This is a genomic window from Rhizobium sp. NLR16a, assembly GCF_017948245.1.
GTDB lineage: Bacteria > Pseudomonadota > Alphaproteobacteria > Rhizobiales > Rhizobiaceae > Rhizobium.
In genome coordinates, this window is record NZ_CP072865.1 from 272,443 (window position 1) to 291,194 (window position 18,752).

At 61.0% G+C, this 18,752-nt stretch carries 20 protein-coding genes and 1 other RNA gene; 6 read left to right on the top strand and 15 right to left on the bottom strand.

Annotation, left to right across the window (positions count from 1 at the left end):
* Nucleotides 1–114 precede the first annotated feature (114 nt).
* A complete protein-coding gene (gene rpmE, locus J7U39_RS01220; RefSeq protein ID WP_009990270.1) occupies nt 115–336 on the top strand; it encodes a 50S ribosomal protein L31 in 222 nt (73 codons plus the stop codon).
* A 135-nt stretch (nt 337–471) separates the two neighbouring features.
* Here the strand turns inward: rpmE and J7U39_RS01225 are convergent, their stop codons facing one another.
* The 3 genes from J7U39_RS01225 to J7U39_RS01235 form a co-directional block, all read right to left on the bottom strand.
* Nucleotides 472–987 (bottom strand): DUF1465 family protein, encoded by a 516-nt coding sequence (locus J7U39_RS01225; protein WP_004679442.1) that lies wholly within the window; start codon nt 985–987, stop codon nt 472–474.
* 391 nt (nt 988–1,378) lie between these two features.
* The gene (locus J7U39_RS01230) at nt 1,379–1,570 is read right to left on the bottom strand and encodes a DUF1192 domain-containing protein (protein WP_003582172.1); all 192 of its coding nucleotides are present in this window, start codon (nt 1,568–1,570) and stop codon (nt 1,379–1,381) included.
* Nucleotides 1,571–1,727: 157 nt separating this feature from the next.
* Entirely contained in the window at nt 1,728–3,008 is a 1,281-nt protein-coding gene (locus J7U39_RS01235; protein ID WP_210629906.1) for an MFS transporter, read from the bottom strand.
* Nucleotides 3,009–3,181: 173 nt separating this feature from the next.
* On the opposite strand from J7U39_RS01235, the gene J7U39_RS01240 reads away from it, so the two are divergent.
* On the top strand, nt 3,182–3,346 hold the full coding sequence (locus tag J7U39_RS01240; protein WP_210629907.1) for a hypothetical protein: 165 nt from the start codon (nt 3,182–3,184) through the stop codon (nt 3,344–3,346).
* A gap of 28 nt (nt 3,347–3,374) precedes the next feature.
* On the opposite strand, the gene J7U39_RS01245 is transcribed toward J7U39_RS01240, so the two are convergent.
* From J7U39_RS01245 to tkt, 8 genes are all read right to left on the bottom strand, one after another.
* Complete coding sequence (locus J7U39_RS01245) at nt 3,375–4,298, bottom strand: PhzF family phenazine biosynthesis protein (protein WP_210629908.1); 924 nt, start codon at nt 4,296–4,298, stop codon at nt 3,375–3,377.
* A 262-nt stretch (nt 4,299–4,560) separates the two neighbouring features.
* Nucleotides 4,561–5,586, bottom strand: coding sequence for a class I fructose-bisphosphate aldolase (locus J7U39_RS01250; protein WP_210629909.1), 1,026 nt, complete (start codon nt 5,584–5,586; stop codon nt 4,561–4,563).
* A 223-nt stretch (nt 5,587–5,809) separates the two neighbouring features.
* Nucleotides 5,810–7,012, bottom strand: a complete 1,203-nt coding sequence (locus tag J7U39_RS01255) for a phosphoglycerate kinase (protein ID WP_210629910.1) — start codon at nt 7,010–7,012, stop codon at nt 5,810–5,812.
* A 70-nt stretch (nt 7,013–7,082) separates the two neighbouring features.
* On the bottom strand, nt 7,083–8,957 hold the full coding sequence (locus tag J7U39_RS01260) for a potassium/proton antiporter (protein ID WP_210629911.1): 1,875 nt from the start codon (nt 8,955–8,957) through the stop codon (nt 7,083–7,085).
* A gap of 326 nt (nt 8,958–9,283) precedes the next feature.
* The gene (locus tag J7U39_RS01265; RefSeq protein WP_176439455.1) at nt 9,284–9,460 is read right to left on the bottom strand and encodes a hypothetical protein; all 177 of its coding nucleotides are present in this window, start codon (nt 9,458–9,460) and stop codon (nt 9,284–9,286) included.
* A 143-nt stretch (nt 9,461–9,603) separates the two neighbouring features.
* Nucleotides 9,604–9,918, bottom strand: a complete 315-nt coding sequence (locus J7U39_RS01270) for a hypothetical protein (protein WP_210629912.1) — start codon at nt 9,916–9,918, stop codon at nt 9,604–9,606.
* A gap of 127 nt (nt 9,919–10,045) precedes the next feature.
* Entirely contained in the window at nt 10,046–11,056 is a 1,011-nt protein-coding gene (gene gap, locus J7U39_RS01275; protein WP_210629913.1) for a type I glyceraldehyde-3-phosphate dehydrogenase, read from the bottom strand.
* Nucleotides 11,057–11,139: 83 nt separating this feature from the next.
* Nucleotides 11,140–13,113 carry a transketolase gene (tkt, locus tag J7U39_RS01280; RefSeq protein ID WP_210629914.1) on the bottom strand — a complete coding sequence of 658 codons (1,974 nt, stop codon included), beginning with the start codon at nt 13,111–13,113 and terminating at the stop codon, nt 11,140–11,142.
* 333 nt (nt 13,114–13,446) lie between these two features.
* Between tkt and J7U39_RS01285 the strand changes: the two genes are divergently transcribed.
* The 3 genes from J7U39_RS01285 (at nt 13,447) to ssrS (ending at nt 14,344) form a co-directional block, all read left to right on the top strand.
* On the top strand, nt 13,447–13,722 hold the full coding sequence (locus J7U39_RS01285) for a DUF4164 domain-containing protein (protein WP_184455048.1): 276 nt from the start codon (nt 13,447–13,449) through the stop codon (nt 13,720–13,722).
* 16 nt (nt 13,723–13,738) lie between these two features.
* Complete coding sequence (locus tag J7U39_RS01290; RefSeq protein ID WP_064811285.1) at nt 13,739–14,116, top strand: cell division protein ZapA; 378 nt, start codon at nt 13,739–13,741, stop codon at nt 14,114–14,116.
* A gap of 69 nt (nt 14,117–14,185) precedes the next feature.
* Nucleotides 14,186–14,344: non-coding RNA, 6S RNA (gene ssrS / locus J7U39_RS01295), on the top strand.
* Nucleotides 14,345–14,423: 79 nt separating this feature from the next.
* On the opposite strand, the gene J7U39_RS01300 is transcribed toward ssrS, so the two are convergent.
* The 4 genes from J7U39_RS01300 to J7U39_RS01315 all read right to left on the bottom strand — a co-directional run bounded on the left by J7U39_RS01300 (nt 14,424) and on the right by J7U39_RS01315 (nt 18,127).
* A complete protein-coding gene (locus J7U39_RS01300) occupies nt 14,424–15,896 on the bottom strand; it encodes an esterase-like activity of phytase family protein (RefSeq protein WP_210629915.1) in 1,473 nt (490 codons plus the stop codon).
* 200 nt (nt 15,897–16,096) lie between these two features.
* Complete coding sequence (locus J7U39_RS01305) at nt 16,097–17,080, bottom strand: NAD(P)-dependent oxidoreductase (RefSeq protein ID WP_210629916.1); 984 nt, start codon at nt 17,078–17,080, stop codon at nt 16,097–16,099.
* A 98-nt stretch (nt 17,081–17,178) separates the two neighbouring features.
* The gene (locus tag J7U39_RS01310) at nt 17,179–17,715 is read right to left on the bottom strand and encodes a helix-turn-helix transcriptional regulator (protein WP_210629917.1); all 537 of its coding nucleotides are present in this window, start codon (nt 17,713–17,715) and stop codon (nt 17,179–17,181) included.
* An 88-nt stretch (nt 17,716–17,803) separates the two neighbouring features.
* Nucleotides 17,804–18,127 (bottom strand): metalloregulator ArsR/SmtB family transcription factor, encoded by a 324-nt coding sequence (locus J7U39_RS01315; RefSeq protein WP_210629918.1) that lies wholly within the window; start codon nt 18,125–18,127, stop codon nt 17,804–17,806.
* Nucleotides 18,128–18,182: 55 nt separating this feature from the next.
* Here J7U39_RS01315 and J7U39_RS01320 point away from each other — a divergent pair, with 55 nt between their 5' ends.
* Complete coding sequence (locus tag J7U39_RS01320) at nt 18,183–18,665, top strand: SRPBCC domain-containing protein (RefSeq protein WP_210629919.1); 483 nt, start codon at nt 18,183–18,185, stop codon at nt 18,663–18,665.
* Nucleotides 18,666–18,752: the final 87 nt, after the last annotated feature.

The window sequence follows — 18,752 nt, forward strand, 5'->3', positions numbered from 1 at the left end:
CCGCATCCTAATGGGAAGCCGTAGCCATCACGACTGCGGCTTCATTTATTCAATCGGTTCGGTGGCCGCAACTGCATGCGGCAAATTGAACTCCGGTATCGCAGGAAGATTGTTATGAAGGCAGGCATCCATCCCGACTATCACACGATCAAGGTAGTCATGACCGATGGCACCGAATACGAAACCCGCTCGACCTGGGGTTCGGAAGGCGCTGTCATGAACCTCGAAATCGATTCCAAGTCGCATCCGGCCTGGACGGGCGGCAACCAGCAGCTCATGGACCGCGGTGGCCGCGTTTCCAAGTTCAATAAGCGTTTCGGCGGCCTCGGTCTCTAATCGCTTCTGCTTGACGACGTTTCGCAAGGAGCCCGGTTCTGCCGGGCTTTTTTGCGTTTGCAGAACGGTGCGCAGCGGCAACAAAAAACCGGCCGCGCACTGCGCAGCCGGCCCAAATGAATTTAGCAGGTTTGGTCAGTTGTTGCCGAAGGCGGTCTGCAGCAGGGAAAGCTGCGCCTGGACGCTGTTCTGATTGTCATGAACGATCACGGCTTCAGCCGGACGATAGATTTCGCGATCCAGCAGCGCGATGCGGTTCTGCAGGCGCAAGGAGCGCTCGACGAGGTCGCGGAAGGATTCCGGCAGGTCGCCCCAGCCGGGTGCCGCGCGGTCGACGTTGAAGCCGTCGAGGCGGACCTTGTTCTTCTCGGCCAGCACCTGGTCACGCGACATCTCACCATTGTTGACGGCGCGCTGCAGCAGCAGCCACGAGGCCATCTGCATCAGGCGGGTGGTCAGCCGCATCGATTCCGCGGCGTAGAGGACGGATGCCATGCGCGGCAGAACCTTGGAGGCTGCGCGGCCTTGGCCATCGAGATAGGCGGCGGTCTCTTCGACCAGTGACATGCCTTCGGCATAGAGTGCCTTGAACTGTGAGGATGCAGCCGCGCGGCCCGCAAAACTGATCGTGTTCAATCCAACTTCCGACATCGCAATAGTCCCTGTTGCACGCAGCTACTTATGGTCAGGTAACGCCGGGCTTAACGGAAAAGTTTCCGCGTCCGGTCTTTATGACTTTAAGATGGTATCATTAGCGCAAATGCGCAAGCCGTTTCTTAAGAAAGGGTTAATCTCCACAGTTTCATGGAAATGCGCCGGCCGCAGCAAAAAGAAGAGCCGCAAAAGCGGCTCTCAAGGTAAAACAGGGAGAAAAATCAGACCAATTCACCGCTTGGAAAACTGTCTGAGATCCAGAGAAAGCCTGGATGAGTACAGTAATACGTTATAAAGCTTAATAATTTATTAACATTGTGCCGAATGAAGACTTGAGGTTGGCTCATTTTTCCTGCCTATGGCCTTGTTTTTGGAGGCTTTTAGCGGTTCACGAACGGAAGAAGCTTTCGGCGGCCTGTCGCCCGGACGCCTTGCGGGCGGCTTCGGCTTCGAGCCGGGCGATCTCGGTTTTCAGCAATTCCACTCGCGCCTTCAGCTCATCCACCGAAAGCATGGAGAGATCGGCGCCGATCTCGTGGGCGGTTTTCTTCTGCGGCCGGTCGTCATCGATAAAGCTCATCGGTTCTCCTCCTTTTGCTGCCGGCAGCATAATGCCGAAAAATGCGGCCGATACGGAATCGGAATTTAGGCCGATCCGGCCCAAATCCAGTCTCGCCTCCCCATTTTTCGTTTTTCGCGAACCACGGAGAAAACCGCAGTGCGGTTTGCAGGAAGGCCTAACCGAATTTTACAGCAGGATCGCTGCTTTCGGGAGATTTGCCGGTGCCACGATCGGCCAGCGACATGCTCTGGGGTGTCAGCATCGGCGACGTGCCGGTCGGGATCGTCGTATAGGCGTCGCGGTCGCTGGCCGGGACGGCGGCGCGGATGCGGCTTCTGATAATCGCATAAACGGTGATCAACACATGGGCGACGGCGGTGACCAGGAAAAGCGCGTGCGGGGTGATTGCCGACATGACGGGGCCGCCGAGCGTCGGGCCGATGACTGTGCCGATGCCGTAGAGCAGCAGCAGGCCGCCGGAGACTTTGACGAAATCCTCCGACGCCGCGAAGTCGTTCGCGTGAGCGACAGCGATCGGGTAGAGCGTATTGGCAACCGCGCCGTAAAGGACAACGAGCCCGATCAGCAAGCCCGGTGATGTCGGGTGAAGCAGAAAGATGAGCAAGCCGGCGATCGCGGCAATGGCCGACAAGGCGGCGAGCACGTAGCGTCGGTCGATGCGATCAGAAAGCCGGCCGGCCGGGAGCTGCATCATGGCGCCGGCGAAGATGGTGGCGCTCATCATGACGGCGATACTGGTGTCGGAAAGGCCGGCGCCGGCGCCGAAGACGGCCCCCAGCGTGCCGTAAGCGCCGTTGGCAATGCCGACGAGCAGAATGCCGAGGCAGGAAACGGGCGAATTGCGGTATAGCGCCGGCAGGTCGAGGCGCACGGCCTTCAGCGGCTGCGGTGACGCCGCGGTCGATAGCGTCGTCGGCAGCATGGCGATGCAATAAAAGATGCCGCAGATCATGAACAGCACAGGCGTGCGTACATCCTCGAGCGGGATCATCATCTGGCCGCCGACGACACCGAGCAGGGTGATGCCGATATAGAGCGAGAAGATCGCACCGCGGCTCTCGTTGCTGGCGCGCTCGTTCAGCCAGCTTTCGATGATCATCGACGTGCCGGCGGTGGAGAAGCCGGTCACCGCGCGCAGGATCACCCACCAGAACGGATCGATGATTATGCCGCTGACCAACGCGATAATGGCGATGATCGAGATGAAGCCGGAGAAGGCTCTGACATGGCCGACGCGGCGCACCAGTTTCGGCGCCACCAGGCAGCCGATGACGAAGCCGCCAGCCCACGAGGTGCCAAGCAGGCCCAGCGTCGTCGTGGCGTAGCCTTCGAGATTGCCGCGCACGGGAAGCAGGATACCCTGCAAACCATTGCCCATGAAAAGGAAGAGCGTGCCAAAGAGCAGCGCGGCGACGGACAGCAGATTTCTCTTCATTTCCCCAGACTCGGTCTCAAGCGATTATGAACGGACATAAGGCAAGACCTGCGCCTGCCCAGCCTCAAGATGATTGATTGTGCCCCGGAATGCCTTTACGGCGTGTGTGAACCTCTTGTTCGCGCGGAAAAATGTCCGTCCTGTGACATTCCGAAAAACGGAAAAAATAAAGCATGACAAAGTTGATAGCCTTGCTGCTCATCCTTGCCATGGCGATACAGGTGATCAAGCCGCTCGAGCTTCCCGGCCTCAGGCGGCGGATGGATTTCTGGAAAATCGCGCTGATCGCCTTCGCCATATGGGCAATGGCGCTGCTGTCGCGCGACTTCGTGATGTAAGCTTCGGATTCAAGCCTCGATGTGGCCGTCAGTCCTGCAGGATGGTTTCGCCGCGCATTACGGCAACACAGCTTCCCGAGATGATGACATCGGTGACGATACCGCCGGATTTTGCCACGTCGAGGGTGATGACGCTGCGCCGCCCCATTTCAATGCCCTGTTCGATGGTGATGCGGACGTTCATATCGGCCTCCGGCGTCAGCGTGACGAGATAGGCGCCGAGAGCGGCCGAAGCGCTGCCGGTCGCGGGGTCCTCAGGCACGTTGTCCAGCGGCGCGAACATGCGGGCGCGGATAGCCCACGGATTTTCGGGTGTCCTGGCATAGACGAAGAGGGAGAAGTCGTGGCCGCTCGTCGTCTGCCGGCCGGCAGCGGCCTGGAAGCCGGTAAGATTCGGACGGGCGGCGGAGAGCGCCTTGAGCCCGTTCAACTCGGCAATGGCGAAGTTCAGGCCGACCGAGGCAAAGACCGGGGCGTGGGCGGTTTTGACGATGGCGCCGGGTTCGAGCCCGATGCAGCGGGCGATGATTTCTTCGGCAATGGTATCGCCGACCGTCAGTGGCTGCGGTGCGCGGATGGCGGCGGCCGCGACCTTTCCGCCGCTGCGTCTCAGGTCGACCTCGACGATGCCGGCTTCTTCCTCGAAGCGCAGCTTCTCGCCGACCTGCTTACCGAAGATCTCCGCCTGCTGGCCGAGCACGTAGGCGGTGCCGACATTCGGATGGCCGGCAAAGGGGATCTCCATAGTCGGGGTGAAGATGCGCACGCGGGCGGAATTCTCGGGGTCTTCAGGTGGCAGGACGAAGGTCACTTCGGAATAGTTGAACTCGGTGGCGATCTTCTGCATCGCCGCATCGCTCAGACCGCGGGCATCCGATATGACGGCAAGCGGATTGCCCTCGAAACGGGTGGACGTGAAGACATCGACGGTGACGTAGGAGAGGGTGTTCATGGCGGCTCCTGTTGTGGCAGGTCGCTATGAGTAATCACGGTATTCGACGGAACGAAGCGGTTTCTTGTCGCCATGACAATGACGGGGCTGTCTCGCGTCGAGCTGATTTCTTACGAAACCTTGCTGGCGATTCGTCGGATGCGAAGGACGGCGCCTCTCCGAACTCCCTCATTCCTGTGACGAGCACAGGAATGAGGGAGGAGAGATTGGGCTAGAGCAGCAACGTTGCGGTTGCTGCCCGCCAAATTTCAAGCGCTAAAACTCAGGCCGCCTTTTCCAGGTCTTTCTTCCAGCTGCCCTTGGCGGCGAGGCTGTTCATCTCGGCGCGGTGGGTGAATTCACGCTGGCCGGCGGCGACGTTTTCCGGCTTGCCGTTCCAGGCCTTGAGCGCGCTGTCCTGCAGGGCGCGACCGTAGGAGAAGGTGACGAACCAGGGCAGGCCGGCCGTGGCATTGATCGCCGAAAGGTGCGCGGTCGCCTCTTCGGTCGACTGGCCGCCGGAGAGGAAGGCGATGCCGGGAACCGCAGAGGGAACCGTGCGCTTCAGCACCTGCACGGTGCGTTCGGCGACTTCGGCGACCGAGGCCTTGCGGGCGTTCTTGCCGTCGATGACCATGTTCGGCTTCAGGATCATGCCTTCGAGGCTGACGCGGGCATCGGCCAGCTCCTCAAAAACGATGCGCAGGGTGGATTCGGTGACTTCGGCGCAGCGGTCGATATTATGGTCGCCCGGCTTGCCGTCCATTAGGCATTCCGGCTCGACGATCGGAACGATTTTGGCTTCCTGGCAGAGGGCCGCGTAGCGGGCAAGCGCCTGAGCGTTGGCGCGAACCGAGCCGCGGGTCGGCAGCGTCGAGGAGATCGCGATGACGCCGCGCCACTTGGCGAAACGGGCGCCGGCTTCATAATATCGAGCCAGACGTTCGCCGAGGCCATCGAGGCCTTCGGTGATGGTTTCGCCTGGAAATTTGGCCATCGGCTTGGCGCCGGTATCGACCTTGATGCCGGGAATTGAACCAGCGGCGCGGATGATGTCGACGAAAGGCGTGCCGTCGGCGGCCTTCTGGAAAAGCGTCTCTTCGTAGAGGATGACGCCGGAAATATACTTCTTCATCGCCTCGTCGGAGCGGAAGAGCATTTCGCGGTAATCGCGACGGCTGATTTCGGTCGATTCGAGATTGATCGTGTCGAAACGCTTCTTGATGGTGGAGGTCGATTCATCGGCCGCAAGCAGTCCCCGGCCGCCTGCAACCATCTGCACTGCAATGTCTTCCAGTCGTTCGCTCATTCGTTCTCTCCACAGCATGAAACATCGGCGGTTTAAGAATATAGGACGGCGATAACAGAAGTTTATAGGGAGGAAAATGGAAGGCTAAATCGTTGAAACGATTGAAATCGTTTCAATCGTTTGAAAAACTGGGATTTTTTCCGGCGCTTGAGCAAAAGACCGCGCAAGGCTACTCGCCGCCGCGGTCTATCCCCATATAAAACCTGTCAAATCCGCTTAGCAGTCATTTGCCGGCATTGAGGACGGCGACGCCGGGCAACTCCTTGCCTTCCATCCATTCGAGAAAAGCGCCGCCGGCAGTGGAGACATAGGTGAAGTCGTCGGCAACGCCGGCATGGTTCAGTGCTGAGACGGTGTCGCCGCCGCCGGCAACGGAGGTCAGCTTGCCGGTCGCTGTGCGCTCGGCGGCGTATTTCGCGGCAGCTACCGTTGCGGTATCGAAGGGCTCGATCTCGAAGGCGCCGAGCGGACCGTTCCAGACGAGCGTCGAGGCACGCTCGATCCAGGCATTGATGGCCTGAATGGATTTCGGCCCGACGTCGAGCACCATGGCATCGGCGGGAATGGCGTTGATATCGACCGTCTCATTGGCGGCGCCCGCCTTGAACTCGCGGGCGACGACGCCGTCTTCCGGCAGGATGATGGCGCAGCCTGATGTCGCGGCCTCGATCATGATCTGCTTGGCGGTTTCAGCAAGATCATGCTCGCAGAGCGACTTGCCGACACTGGTGCCACGCGCGGCGATGAAAGTATTGGCCATGCCGCCGCCGATGACGAGTGCATCGACCTTCTTCACAAGATTCATCAAAAGGTCAATCTTGGTCGAGACCTTGGCGCCGCCGACGATGGCGACGACGGGACGGGCAGGATTACCGAGACCTTTTTCCAGCGCTTCCAGCTCGGCCTGCATGGTGCGGCCGGCATAGGCCGGCAGGTGGTGGGCAAGGCCTTCGGTGGAAGCATGGGCGCGGTGGGCGGCGGAGAAGGCGTCGTTGACATAGATATCGCCGTTGGCGGCGAGCGCCTTGGTGAAGTCGGGATCGTTCTTTTCCTCGCCCTTGTGAAAGCGGGTGTTTTCCAGCAGCAGAATATCGCCATTATTCATTCCGGCTACGGCGGAGGCGGCGGCCTCGCCGATACAGTCGGAGGCCGTCAGCACCGCATGATCGAGCACCTCCTCGACGGAAGGGGCGATCAGCGACAGCGACAGATCCGGCGACGGACCGTCCTTCGGCCGGCCGAAATGGGCAAGCAGGATCACTTTGGCGCCCTTGCCCGATAGTTCGAGGATCGTCGGCGTCACGCGCTCGATGCGCGTCGTATCGGTGACCTTGCCGTCCTTGACCGGGACGTTGAGGTCGACGCGGATGAGCACGCGCTTGCCGCTGATGTCGGAGAGATCGTCAAGGGTCTTGAAAGAAGGCATGGGGAAGATCCAGTCTTGGTTGGCGGAAGTCGCGCCGACCATAGCAAGGATCATTCGAGACGCAAGGCGTTCAACGGCCGTTTTCGCGCCTGGCTTCGTCGCCTCCGGCCGATGCTTTCGGCATGGTTTCGGAGGCCGCCGCTTCGCGGTTGCGACGTCCGTTCAACCTGTCGCGGATGCGCTGGATAATGTCCTTGAGATTGATGAAGATCGGCAGCGTTGTGGCCGGTTCGACCGCTTCGAGCGACATGCCGACGGAGGTGACGTGGTCGTGCTCGTCGAGATCACGGACGATGAGGATGATCGACCCGAGACGGACGCGATCGGCATAATCGGCCTTGCCGCCGAGGCGCTGCCGCATCAGTTCGGCGATCGTCAGGCCTTTCTCGGATTCGTTGAGCAGGCCGGGCCCATAGGCGGCATCGAGATCGGCCGCGGGACGGGCGGGTGAGAGCGCGAAGGCGCCGAAGAATTCGGCATCATCCTCGTCCACCGGCGCACGACTGGCGAAGAGCCGGTCGAGCAGCCGGGAATAACTCGGCACGATGAAGAGATAGACTAGATCGTTTTCGCGCAGCCGCCCGGCATACTGGTAGCGCATCGATTTACCGTCGCGGATGACGAGCGAGGGGGTTGCCCAGCGCGGAATGCGCTCGCCGCGCAGCACCGGACTATCCTTGATCACGCGATAGGAGAGCAGTTCGTGGTTGGCGGCACCCGGCAGGTCGACCTCGACCTTATCGACGGCGCCGATGCGTGGCGGAATGATCAGGCCGAGCTTCTTGGCGACGGGTTTGATCGTCCAGCCCTGCACCAGCAGGGAGACCAGCACGATAATGAAGGCGGTGTTGAAAAAGATCTGGCCGTTTTCCAGCCGGCCGAGGATCGGCATGATGGCAAGCAGGATGGAGACGGCACCGCGCAGACCGACCCAGGCGACGAAGCCGATTTCCTGCTGGGTGTAATCGAATGGGAGCAGCGACAGCCAGATCGCCAGCGGCCGGGCGACGAAGATCAGGAAGAGGGCAAGCAGGATCGCTGGCACGATGATGACGGGGAATTGCGACGGTGTCGCGAGCAGGCCGAGCACCAGAAACATGATGATCTGCGCCAGCCAGGTCATGCCGTCCTGGAAGCGTTTGATGGTGCCGATCGCCTGCATCTTGCGATTTCCGGCATAGATGCCGGCGACATAGACGGCGAGAAAGCCGCTGCCCCCGACCGTGCCGGCAAAGGAGAAGACGAGAAGGGCAAGCGCCAGCACGAAGATCGGCGTCAGGCCGCGATCGGTGTCGAGCCTGCTGACGATCAGCACGATCATCATGCCGCCCAGCAAGCCGAGGATGACGCCGAGCCCCATCTGCTGCACGAACATGGCGAACATGCCGATATTGATGCCAGCATAACGCTCGCCGCTCGCCAGGACCTCTACAAGGGCGATGGTGAGGAAGATCGCCATCGGATCGTTGGTGCCGGATTCGACTTCCAGCGTCGAGCGCACCTTATCGCGGATGTTGATGCCGCCGATGCGCAGCAGGAAGAAGACGGCGGCGGCATCCGTCGAGGCGACGATCGAGCCGAGCAGCAGGCCTTCGAGCCAGGTGAAGTCCAGCAGCCACATGGCGGCGACGGCAAAGAGCGAGGCGGTGATCAGCACGCCGACCGAGGCGAGCGTGAGGGAGGGAACGGCTGCCAGCCGGAAGGCCTGCATCGGCGTGCCGAAGCCGGAATCGAACAGGATGACGGCAAGGGCAATGGAGCCGAGGATGTAGGCCAGATAATTGTTGCTGAATTCGATGCCGAGGCCGTCGACGCCGGCGGCGAGGCCGATCATCAGGAAGAGCAGCAGCAGCGGGGCGCCGAAGCGGAAGGCGAGCAGGCTTGAAAAAGCGGCAAGAAGCACGAGCGCCGTCGCGACCAGCACCACGATATAGAACGCTTCCATGCCCACCCCTTTTCATCGACTGCCTTGCGGATGCGGCCACCCCTAGCCGATCCGTCTATTCCAACCCTCCACCACGCGCGTCGATTCATCAGTAAACGGCAAAACGACAGAGAAGGGTAGGCCTTGCGGCTTAACCTCGTCTCGTGCTGCATCATGCTGCTGAACGGCTGCCGGACGGCCACCGACACGGAAATGCTACGGGAGAAACTCTCTACAAAGAATGTATAAGAAAATCAGGCAAGAGCAGGGCGAACGGCAGGAAAATCGATTTTTCTGCGGGTATTCGCAAACCGCAGCAGGATAGACATATTCCTACATGCGGCCCGTCAGAACACTGCCTGAAGTATGATGACGGCGAGGAACGAAAGACCGATGAACGCTGCAACCCGAATGGCCAGACGATTAGCCTTTGCCAACACGGCGGGTTTGACGTCCCGCTTGGGATGAAACCGCTGCCGCCGCTTGAGGGTGGTTTGGGACAAGCGTTTTTGCGCCTCTGCCATTTATCGCCTCCACTTGGATCATCTCAGCCATTGTGCAGCTTTATTGCATTTCCTCAGTTTATCACGCTTGGCCAGCGGATTGCCAACCGTGATTCCGTCCTTGCGGCTGCACCGAACCCGTCGATTCGAAATGGCTTTCACTGTCAGTTTTCGGTGTCCTCGCCCTCGTCAGTCAGGTCTTCGACCGGGACCAGGAAAACCACGAACTCGTCGTCGATGGTCCGTTCGGGATCGTCGTCGAATTCATAGGCGTGCTCGACTTCGCTGGCTTCCTCAGCCGTCGCCTTGCGCAGGCTGAGCGTCGCCTTGCGGTCCCAAAGCGGCTTGCCTTCGGACTCGAGAATGGTCAGGTCGTCGCGAAAATCTTCCGCCTCGAAGAAATGCGTCGCTTCCTCATGGTTCTTCGAGCGAAAGCTGGCGATGGCGCGGCCGGCGATTTCAACGGTAAAGTAATCCATCCATCCCTCTTTATCTTCCCGGTGCGACGGTGCTCCGGGTTGTCAACAATGCCACGACCGGCTTCAGACGCCTATAACAAAACGGCCCGGTTTCCCGGGCCGCCTGCGATATTCGGTGGTCGAGCCCTCAGATGAGCTTGGCGAAGGCCACGGCCGTGTCCGACATGCGGCTGGAGAAGCCCCACTCGTTGTCGTACCAGGACAGGACGCGCACGAAATTGCCTTCCATGACCTTGGTCTGATCGGTTGCGAAGATCGAGGAGTGGCTGTCGTGGTTGAAGTCGCGGGAGACGAGCGGCTCGTCGGTGTAGCCGAGGATGCCCTTCAGCTTGCCGTTGGAGGCAGCCTTGATGGCTTCGTTGATCTCGCCGACCGTCGTGCCCTTCTTGGAAACGAACTTGAAGTCGACGACCGAGACGTTCGGCGTGGGAACGCGGATCGAGGTGCCGTCGAGCTTGCCCTTGAGGTGGGGCAGCACGAGGCCGACGGCCTTGGCGGCGCCCGTCGAGGTCGGGATCATGGAGAGAGCGGCAGCGCGGGCGCGATACAGATCCTTATGCATTGTGTCGAGCGTCGGCTGGTCGCCGGTGTAGGAGTGGATCGTCGTCATAAAGCCGTGGTCGATGCCGACGGCGTCGTCGAGAACCTTGACGACCGGCACCAAGCAGTTGGTGGTGCAGGAGGCGTTGGAGATGACCATGTGCTCCTTGGTGAGCTGGTCATGGTTGACGCCGAACACGACCGTCAGGTCAGCGCCGTCGGCGGGAGCCGAGACGATAACGCGCTTGGCGCCGGCCGTCAGATGGGCAGCGGCCTTGTCGCGGGCGGTGAAGATGCCGGTGCATTCCATGGCGATGTCAACGCCGAGCTCGCGGTGTGGCAGCGTTGCCGGGTCCTTGATCGCGGTGACCTTGATCGGCTTGCCGCCGCCAACGATGATCGTGTCGCCTTCGACCTTCACTTCGGCCGGGAACTTGCCGTGGATCGAGTCGTAACGCAGGAGATGGGCATTGGTCTCGACCGGGCCGAGGTCGTTGATGGCGACGACCTCGATATCGGTGCGGCCGGATTCGACGATAGCGCGGAGGACGTTACGGCCGATGCGACCGAAACCATTGATGGCAACCTTGACTGTCATGTTCATTCACTCCCGATAGAATAGGGCCCGATAGGCGGGCGGCCTGGAATTGAGGAGATGGAGAGCGCCTCAAGGCGCCCTCTTTAAAGCTTTGCTTCGGCAGCCGCAACGACGGCGTCGGCGGTGATGCCGAAATGCTTGTAGACGTCCTTGACCGGGCCGGACGCGCCAAAGCCCTTCATGCCGATGAAGCTGCCTTCCGGTCCGATAAAGGCGTCCCAGCCTTCGCGGACGGCGGCTTCGACGGCGATCTTGACCGGCGAGTTGCCGAGCACGTCCCTGCGGTAGGCCTCCGGCTGCTCGAAGAACAGTTCGGTGCAGGGCACCGATACGACACGCACCGAAACGCCCCTGGCTTCCAGAGTTGCGCGGGCGGCAACGGCGATTTCGACCTCGGAGCCCGAAGCGAAGATCGTCACCCTGGCATCGGCATTGCCGGAGAGCGTATAGGCGCCGAGTTCGCAGAGGTTCTTCGCATTATACTCGGTGCGGACGGTGGTCAGGTTCTGGCGGGTGAGAGCCAGGGCAGACGGACGATTTGTACTCTTCATGGCGATCTGCCAGCATTCCGCCGTTTCGACGGCGTCGGCCGGGCGGAAGACCTGCAGGTTCGGGACGGCGCGCAGGCCGGCGATCTGCTCGACCGGTTGATGTGTCGGGCCATCTTCGCCAACGCCGATCGAATCATGCGTCAGGACGTGGATGACACGAATGCCCATCAGAGCCGAGAGGCGGATCGGCGGGCGGCAATAATCCGAGAAGATCATGAAGCCGCCGCCATAGGGGATGAGGCCGCCGTGCAGCGAGATGCCGTTCATGGCAGACGCCATGCCGTGCTCTCGGATGCCCCAGTGCATGTAGCGGCCCTTGAAATCCGTCGGGGTGATGGAGATCATCTGGCTGGTCTTGGTATTGTTCGACGGGGTCAGGTCGGCAGAGCCGCCGAGCGTTTCCGGCACGAAACCGTTGATTATTTCGAGTGCGTCTTCGGATGCCTTGCGTGTCGCAACCGTCGGCTTGGTCTCGGCGAGCTTCTTCTTGTAATCATCGATCGCCTTGTCGAAGCCTTCAGGCAGATCGCCTGAAAAACGCCGAGTGAACTCGGCCTTGGCAGCAGACTTGGCAAGGGTTTCCTCCCAGGCTCTGACGATATCTTCGGAGCGGGTGCCGGCTGCGCGCCATGCATCGAGAATATCCGAGGGAACGACGAAGGGCTCGTAATCCCAGTTCAGCGCCTTACGGGTGGCGGCGATCTCGTCGGCGCCGAGCGGGCTGCCGTGAACCTTGTGGCTGCCGGCCTTGTTCGGGGCGCCGAAGCCGATCACCGTCTTGCAGGCGATGAAGGTCGGGCGATCAGACTTGTGGGCGGCTTCGATCGCATCGGCGATGGCGGCCTGATCGTGGCCATCGATCTCAATCGTGTTCCAGTGAACGGCCTTGAAGCGGGCAATCTGATCCGTCGAATCCGACAGCGAAACGGCGCCGTCGATGGTGATCGAGTTGTTATCCCAGAAAAGGATCAGCTTGTTGAGCTTCAGGTGGCCGGCAAGGGCGATGGCTTCATGGCTGATGCCTTCCATCAGGCAGCCGTCGCCATTGATGACATAGGTGTAGTGGTCCTGGAGGTCCGCACCGAATTCCTCGCGCAGCTTGCGTTCGGCGATCGCCATGCCGACCGCATTGGCGATACCCTGACCTAGCGGGCCGGTGGTGGTCTCGATGCCGGTTGCGTGGCCGTATTCAGGGTGGCCGGCGGTCTTGGAGCCGACCTGACGGAACTGCTTCAGGTCCTCGATCGTCATATCGGGATAACCGGTCAGATACAGCAGCGAATAGAGCAGCATCGAGCCATGGCCGGCCGACAGCACGAAGCGGTCGCGGTTCGGCCAATGCGGCTTCTTGGGGTCGAAGCGCAGATATTTGGTGAACAGGACCGTCGCCACGTCAGCCATGCCCATCGGCATACCAGGGTGGCCGGAATTCGCCTTTTCAACGGCGTCCATGGCGAGGAAACGGATCGCGTTCGCCATCCGGTCGTTTTGTTGGAGAGAGGTCATAGCTTTTCTGCAAGCTCCGGGTGTCGGGGGATGGCCTCGAGCCTCCAAGACCATCGAGTGAAAGCGGCTGACACATAGCAGTTGGGGCTGGCGAGTCAATAAATGGCGGGGCAAATCCCAGCGGCCTGCGGCAATTTTTTGACATTTGATCGCTTGACTATACAAAAGACCAAACTGGCGCGGCGGGCCTGTCCAAAACGTTCATCCACAGATAGGCAGGCTGCCGGGTGACGGGATTTATTGACGGGCCGTTGGCGAGCTGCATATCCTCTTGAAATCACAAGATCGGCAGATGTGGCCGATTCGCAGGTCCTGCACGGGAATCGGAAAGGCATGATGCCCACAGGCAAAACCATGGAAGCAGCGCTCGACGAATTGAGACAGGCGATTTCGAGCCTCGAAAACGCCGTCGACATGCGTGTCGAGCGGCAGCGCGAGCAGGGGGAGATCGAGGGCGAGGTGCGACGTGTGCATGCCGACCGCTCCCGTCTGGCCCAGGAGCTCGACCAGGCCGAATTTCGCGCCAACCGGCTGGAAGAGGTCAATCGTGAGGTATCGCGGCGGCTGGTGACGGCCATGGAGACGATCCGCGCGGTTCTGGACCGCTGATGAGAGAGAATTTGATATGGCGCAGGTGACGGTAACGATCGACGGCAAGGCCTATCGCATGGCCTGCGAGGAGGGGCAGGAGGATCATCTGACCGATCTCGCCACGCGTTTCGACCGCTATGTCGGCCATCTCAAGGGCCAGTTCGGAGAGATCGGCGATCTCAGGATCACCGTCATGGCCGGCATCATGATCATGGACGAGATTGCCGAGCTGACGCGCCGCATCGCCGGGCTGGAAACCGAGCTCGAGTCGCTGCGCGGCAACCGCGACACCGTGCTTGCCGCGACCGCCCGCACCGAGGAAACGTTGGCGGCAGCGCTCGGCGAGGTTTCGAGCCGTATTCGCGGCATCACCGACAAGCTGAATGGCCGGGCCGCACCCGAACTCAATTGATGTCAATTAAATAAAAACGGCTGGCCGTCGCCACTGGCGCGTCGATGCAAACGGCCTTATATATCGCGATGCGGTCTGCGCCTCTCGACAGGAACCACAATCCCTGGGGCCATACTCGATCCAAAGGGAGCTGTCCCTGTCCGGGCTCGTGGGCCTGGACACACGGTGCCCACCTACGTTTGTAGGCGCCCAGGATCGTAAACATCCATCGGTCGTCGTGGATCGCACCTTTTCCTTTCATCGTTGAAGACGAAGCCGGGTGTATAGGGCGAACGCGGCTTGCGCGTCCGCCCCTCGTGGCGCGCAGTTACTTCTTCAAGCCGGGAAGCGTCACCTGGAAGACCTGGAACATGGTGTCGACATCGGCGCCGCCGTCAGCCTTATAGGCTGCGCCAACCTGGAAGCCATCCTGCGTCAAGAAGTCGTTGTCGTTGGCGACGAACAGGAAGTAATCGTCCGGCAGCTTCGTGTCGAGGACACTTGCCAGACCCATCGCTTCCCATTTTTCCGATAGATCGTTCCTGTCGTTCGGCGCACCGTTGTGCAGGCCGAAGCGGCCAAGCTCGGCCTCGTCGTTGAGGTCGATGAACGGTGTCAGCGTAGCCGGTGTGAGCGACGGGTCGAGGACACCTTTCGGTGCAGCCGCCTTGCCGGCGTCGAAATCGCTGCCGGCGATATCGGTTGCGGCGGATAGGTCGACGATGTCGATCTTGCGATACAGAGACGTGTCGCCCTTCACGCCCTGGCCGTTGCCGCTGTCACGGGCAAGCATCAGGAAGGTCTTGTCGGAAAGGGCGACGATCTCGCTCTCGGCGGCGATCGTCGTCTTGCCCTTAGCGTCCTTGAAGATCGGCAGCGGCACGACATATTCGTGCACCAGCTTCAGATGATCGGGATCGGCGGCGTCATAGATCATGGCGCGGGTATTCTGGCGGGTCGAGCCGGAATCGCCGCCGTCCTGGCGGGCCGCCGACTGCAGTACGGCAACGATAAACTTGCCGTCGGGCGTCATTGCCATGCCTTCGAGGCCCTGGTTATTCTGGCGGCCGGTTTCGGGGTCCTTCGGATCGGGAGCGGACCCGCCGGGACCGGGATTGTTTGAAGCGAAGCTCAGCGCGCCCTTGCGCATCGGCAGAAGCGCCTTGGGCGGCTGGGTGGCTGAAAGCAAGTGGCCATCGGCGGAGAAGCGATAGATATAGGGGCCGTATTCGTCGCTGACGAACATAGTGCCGTCGGCCATGCGGATGATCGCCTCATCGTCGAGGGCGATCTTGCCGTTCGCCGCCTGCGGCAGCGGCGGGAAGTTGCCGGCAGCGGCGCGGACGCCGGATTCCGGGTCGAGACCGGTCGTGTCCGCGCCCTTGTCGTCAACAAAGAGCATGGACTCGACGAGTTTCGCCTCGACGCCCGATTGCTCATTGCCGGCCTCGGGGGTCGCGCCTGGCGCTGTCGGGGTCAGAATGATCGAAAGGGTGTTCAGGCGCGGGCGGTAGTCGACAGTGCCGGCGGCATTGTAACCGCGGTCGGGCAGCAGGTAGAGCGTGCCCCTATAGCTGGCGCCATCCCGAGTCCAGGCGGCGGGGTCGATCGCCATCCCGGAGCCGGAGCCGAAGGTTTCACCGAATTTGTCGCGCTGGTTGGCCGGAATGCGGCCGACGCCGACCAGGCCCTTATTGACGAAAGTGGCGGAATTCTCCGACCTTGCCAAGGCGGGAATGGCGGCGGATGCTGCGAAAACTGCGGCGAACAGCCGCGATGCATATGATCTGACGTTCTTCATGAAATAGCCTCTCGGTCAAAAGCGTTCCTGCAACGGTTCCCGCCCGCAAGCTGGACACCGTTTCGAATGACATTCCTCGGCTTTGGGATCGATTCCTCAGAACCGAACACACCCGGATTTCGCCCCTATCCCGGCTAAACGTCTAGGATGGGATCGTGATAACTGGATGACACCCTCGGAGCCTGCAATCAGCTCATTGCCTAATCGACCGGATAGGGTCCTTCGGCGAATACTTCCTCGTGGTAGCCCTTGGAGCCGACATCGATCGCCAACGGGCTTCGCCATTCGCGACACTCGCGCAGGCAATCGAGCACGAAGCGGAAATCATAGCGCGGCCGCCAGCCAAGTTCGCGCCTTGCGCGTTCGTTGACGTAGACGCGATCGAGCGTCGGGAACATTTTCCAGCCGCGTTCGGCGTAAAGCGTGTTTGCACCTGGAAACAGCCGCTCGACGACAGCAGGCGCATCACGCCTGAGCTCTGCGCGATCGCCCGGTAGAAAGGGCGTCGTGGCCGAGATGATATAGCGGCCGAAGCCGATTGCCGGCGCCTTTTCGAGCGCCAGAAAATGGGCGTCGACCACGTCGCTGATATCGACGCGGCGATGAAGCAGCTCGTTGGCCTGCGCATTTCCCGCCGAATAGCTGTTGCGAATCTCGGGATCATCATCACTTTCGGGAAAGAAGCGCGACGTCCTGAGGATGACGACAGGCAGGCGGGATTTGCGGGCGAAGAGTTCCGAAATTCCTTCGGCAGCGAGCTTTGTCACGCCGTAGATATTCTTCGCGACAGGAAGCACGTCCTCGGTGACCCACGCTGCGGGCTCGCCGGCCGCCGGCGTCAACGCCGCGCCGAAAGCGCTGGTGGTGCTGGTGAAGACGAAGCTTGCAACGCCCGCGGCAGTCGCCTCTTCGAGCAGGTTCAGCGTGCCGCCGACATTGGTGTCGAGGAAATCGCGATTGCCGTGGGTCGCCACATGCGGCTTGTGGAGCGTGGCGGCATGGATGACTTGGCTGATGCCCGACATCGCTCGCCTGATAAAGCCGCGGTCACCGATGGAGCCGACCATATCGGTAAAAGCCGAAGGCTTGATGTCGATGCCGCGCGCCCACCGGCTCTGAGCACTCAAGCTGCGCATCAGCGCCTCGCCGAGGTGGCCGGCGCTTCCCGTCACCAATATCGTCATCGCGTCGTCTCCTGACTGCGTTGGCGGCGGACGCTATAAAGACCGGTGTCGTGGGACAACGCATAAATTATGCATGGGCATGCAGGAAGGCTGCAGGCTCAGCGGATTGTGGTGACGAGGCGGCCAGCGGTGCCATCGGAAAGCCTGATCCGCTCCCAAGTGACGCGGCCCGGGGTAATCGGCAGGCGCACATTGCCGTTGGCGCCGGTATCGAAGGTCAACGATAGCAGCCTGTCCTCATGCCAGCCGCGCTCCTCCAGAGACAGTTCGGCGGCGGCGATCTCGGCGGAGGCGTAGGAAAAAAGAGAGCGGCCGAGAAAAGCGCCGAGCGGTGCACGCCATTCCGCCTGCCGCGGTCGGGAAGCAGACAGAAGCCGATGCGTGCTATCGCAGATCAGATGCACAGACCGGACGGAATCCTCGACCAGCCGCTTTAAGGCCGCATCGGCCGCAGCATGTTGCGGCGTGGCGAAAATCCGTTCCAGCTTGACGGCTTGGTTGGGCGAGGGATCAAGCTGGCCGCGCTCCCAGCGCGAAACGGTCGCCTGGTTGACGCCGAGGAGTTCCGCGAGGTGTTGCTGCTTCATGCTGCGCAGCAACCGCATGCGGCGTATGCCGGCTCCTGATATCGTCATTTGTCCTGAGCTCCCACGCTTCTTTTGCCAGGATAGGAGTTCGGCGGGCCGGAGGGCAAGCCGATCCTCACGCCGGTCATTGTTCCGGCTAGCCTTCGAGGTCGCTTCTCAGCCGATCAAGGATCGACAGGGCATGACCTGCATAGGCGCTGATCCAACGGTCGTAGATGTGTTTGATCGGCAGACTGTTCAGGTGGTTCCAGCGTTCGCGGCCCTCCTTTCTGGCGACGATCAGCCCCGCTTCCTCAAGCACCTTCAGATGCTGCATCACCGTGCAGCGGTCCATCCCGGAAAACATCTCGCAGAGCGCGCCCGTTGTGCGGGGGGCCTCCTTGAGCAGGTCGAGGATTTCGCGGCGGCGATGATGCGCCAGTGCCTTGAAGACAGGGTCGTCGGTTGATTCGCTTGACATGTTATATTTTTATAACATAATGGCCTCAGGCACAATGGAGAAGAGGAGAAGTGCAATGTCTCTCGGAATCCGCGTTTCCGGCCGGATCGGCCGTCCTGTTGCCGAAGTGTTCGATGCCGTCGTCAACCCGAAGAAACTCAGCAGCTATTTCACCACGATCGGCGGGGCGAGCGCCCCGCTCGTTCAAGGCACGACAGTAACCTGGTGGAAGGATGCGCCGGTCGAGGTTGTCGAGCTTGTGCCGGAAAGCCGCATCGTGCTTCGCTGGGACGGCGGCACTGCCGAGGACAAGACAAGGTATAAGACGCTGGTGGAAATGAATTTCAAGACGCTGGAGGATGGCGGCACGCTGGTGACGATTGCCGAGAACGGCTGGCGCGAGGACGAGGCCGGCCGGCGCGGCACCTATCTCAACTGCGAAGGCTGGACACAGATGCTTTGCAGCATGAAGGCCTTCGTCGAATACGGCATCAATCTGCGCGAGGGCATGTATCTCAGCGAGATGAAAGGCGAGCCGGCCAGCGCCCCGGATGTTTGACGAGGCCTGTCTCGAAGGAGATCGGCGGCCCATCGCCAGACTTTGCTTGCCTGTCACACTGCGGGTGCTAGTTTCCGGAGTCGATAC